The 2,408-nt window shown below is 26.8% G+C and carries 3 protein-coding genes; 2 read left to right on the forward strand and 1 reads right to left on the reverse strand.

The window, feature by feature from the left end; genetic code table 11:
• The first annotated feature begins 506 nt into the window (after positions 1–506).
• Both AA089_RS22815 and AA089_RS22820 read left to right on the forward strand, forming a co-directional pair.
• Positions 507–1,358 carry a hypothetical protein gene (locus AA089_RS22815; protein ID WP_046759340.1) on the forward strand — a complete coding sequence of 284 codons (852 nt, stop codon included), beginning with the start codon at positions 507–509 and terminating at the stop codon, positions 1,356–1,358.
• Between the two features lie 3 nt (positions 1,359–1,361).
• Entirely contained in the window at positions 1,362–1,592 is a 231-nt protein-coding gene (locus tag AA089_RS22820) for a hypothetical protein (RefSeq protein ID WP_046759341.1), read from the forward strand.
• On the opposite strand, the gene AA089_RS22825 is transcribed toward AA089_RS22820, so the two are convergent.
• Entirely contained in the window at positions 1,589–2,044 is a 456-nt protein-coding gene (locus tag AA089_RS22825; RefSeq protein ID WP_241480032.1) for a hypothetical protein, read from the reverse strand. The two genes, AA089_RS22820 and AA089_RS22825, sit on opposite strands and share 4 nt — an antisense overlap.
• Between the last annotated feature and the right edge of the window lie 364 nt (positions 2,045–2,408).

Below are 2,408 nucleotides of genomic sequence, written 5' to 3' on the forward strand. Positions count from 1 at the left end.
GAAAATAATCAAATAGATTTTTATGAAATTAAGATTTAGAATTATTATTCCTGTTGTAATATTTTTTATGTTTTTAGTAGTTATTAGTAGCTTTTAGTAGAATTTGAGTAAAAAACAATATAGATGTATAATGTGTATTGATTTATTCTGGGACTACTAGCATGGGGAGAAGAGAATAGCAATAAACATTTTAAATAAAAAAGCTAGTAATAGGAACAAATTACTAGCTTTTTGGGTTTTACTTATTTATGAAAAAGGTAAAACCATACTATTATTACGGTTTTGTTTTTAGTATACATTAAAAAGTAAACTTTTCCTTATATTGCAAAACAATTCCTATTCTAGTACCATAGAACTTTCTGACAGGTAGTTTTTTAGATACATTTGATTTTATTATAAACCTTTAAATCAAAATATCATGAAAAAATTACTTTTAGTTTGCTTATTCTTAATAGGAATTAATTTAACAACTGGTTGTGAGCCAGATAACCTAGCGGAACAAGAATATGAAGAAATACAAGCCTCTGACAAAGAAGGAGCAGGCTCAATCGGAAATAAAGACGGGGACGACGACGACGACGACCATAACTAAATATAAATATTTTGTTGTCATTGCTGTTTTAACAGGTGTTATTACAGCAATGTCACAGTTGTTTGTGTCTCCGTTTAATGAAGACGTCGAAGTAGTAAGAAAAGAGCATCGTGAAGCAAGAAAAAGTAGAGATGCTGACAGAATAGAATCAGTTCATTTTTTAAATGAGCTGATAAAGCTAAATATATTGCCAGATTCTTTAAATCAAAAAGCTGAAAATTTATTAGTATCGCATAGAAATACTGAACAAAAATCACAAAATCTTCATAATGAATTAACCGCTTTGAAAAAGTCAAAAAGAGTCAATGGATTTAAGAATATGAATCTTTTTCTAGCTAACGTAGGTAACCCTATCTTCATTTTAGTTACTGGTATTTTATTCATGATACTTTTTATTTTTAGATATAAAATTGATTGGATAAATCTTGCCAAATCTTTTTTTTATTTGAGTTTGATGTATCTCTTCGTCGCATCTGTTTATCTATACTGGGCTTTAACTCCTGAGCGTGAGATAGATTTTGTGTATTATTTATGTGGAATCTTCTTAGGAGCAATTTGTGCAACTTTAGGTCTTAAACAACTATTATTATACTTATTCAAAGTAAATTCCATTGAAGAAGAAAAGTTATTAAAAGCAATAAGAATTTTATTTAAGCAGTTATTGCATACTGTTCCTAAGAAAAATTTTGTAAAAGAGGAAAAGTTTGTTGAATATACACAATCAAATAATAAAATAATAAATAAAGTTACAGAGACAATTGAGTAGAAAATGGATGAAACAACTAAAAAAAACCTGAACAAGCTTTATAACAAAAAGTGTATTGATGAGCAAGTTATAAGCACCCATGAAGACTCTATGGCAAGAGTGAAAAAAGAAATTGAAAAACTAAAAAAAGAAATAGAGAAAAAAGAAGAAGAAAATATTAAAAAATTTATAAATCTTCCTAAAGACGTTTTATTTCAATTTGGCAAACATCAAATTTATTTAACAACGAGTTAATTATTTTTTTTAATTATAATTCCAATGTCTTTCAAAGTCTTCAATCGTTCTTCAATTCCTTCTTCGACCAACCCTTTTATAAAAAGTCGAAAGTATTCAGAGTTTTTTATATAAAAGTCCTTATTCTTTACTATATTGTTTACGAAAGCTAAATTTAGTGATTCAGAACTACCAAGATATATTTCTTGGTTTTCAATGAAATGCATCAACAACTCGTCAAAGTCAAATCTAACACCATGCTTTTCTAAAAAACAATCGTCTTCATCTTTCAAATAAACTTCTCCAGTTCCTTCTTTCATCCATTCCCTTGATACTTTGTAGTGATCGCTCAGAAATTTCATTAATATTTCAAGTGTTGCTATGCGTGGTTTTTTAGTCCTTCCATCTAATATTTTTCGTGCGGCTACTCTTGTTATATGTCCATTTGTACCTTTTTCTATAGTAAATGGCATAATTTTTAAGTTTTGTAAGAGTTGTAGGATTCGTTCGGTCATAAGTATTTGTAAACTTTTTTACATTTATAGGTAAACTAATTTCTTTTTTAGATAAACTTTTTATATTTTAGCTAAGTATTAAATCAAATATATTAAATGTAGAGTTATCCAAATAAAAAAAGTGTGTTTGCTTAGAATATAATAGATTTCTCTTTTAGCAAATGGTTTGATAAATACTCAATTAAACAATTGTTTTCAATAGCCAATATTGTGAATATTTTAATTTTTAATTGGAAAAAATGAAAGAAATAATTGTCTTAATATGTATCATTATTTTAATGATTTTGATAACAATTTTATCGATTTTGATTTATAAGGTTTT

Source organism: Kordia jejudonensis (genome assembly GCF_001005315.1).
In the GTDB taxonomy this organism is placed as follows: domain Bacteria; phylum Bacteroidota; class Bacteroidia; order Flavobacteriales; family Flavobacteriaceae; genus Kordia; species Kordia jejudonensis.

Bases quoted from the DNA above. Each gene is read 5' to 3' on its own strand.
- AA089_RS22815 (WP_046759340.1), top strand. From the start codon at position 507: ATGAAGAAATACAAGCCTCTGACAAAGAAGGAGCAGGCTCAATCGGAA.
- AA089_RS22820 (WP_046759341.1), top strand. From the start codon at position 1,362: ATGGATGAAACAACTAAAAAAAACCTGAACAAGCTTTATAACAAAAAG.
- AA089_RS22825 (WP_241480032.1), bottom strand. From the start codon at position 2,044: ATGCCATTTACTATAGAAAAAGGTACAAATGGACATATAACAAGAGTA.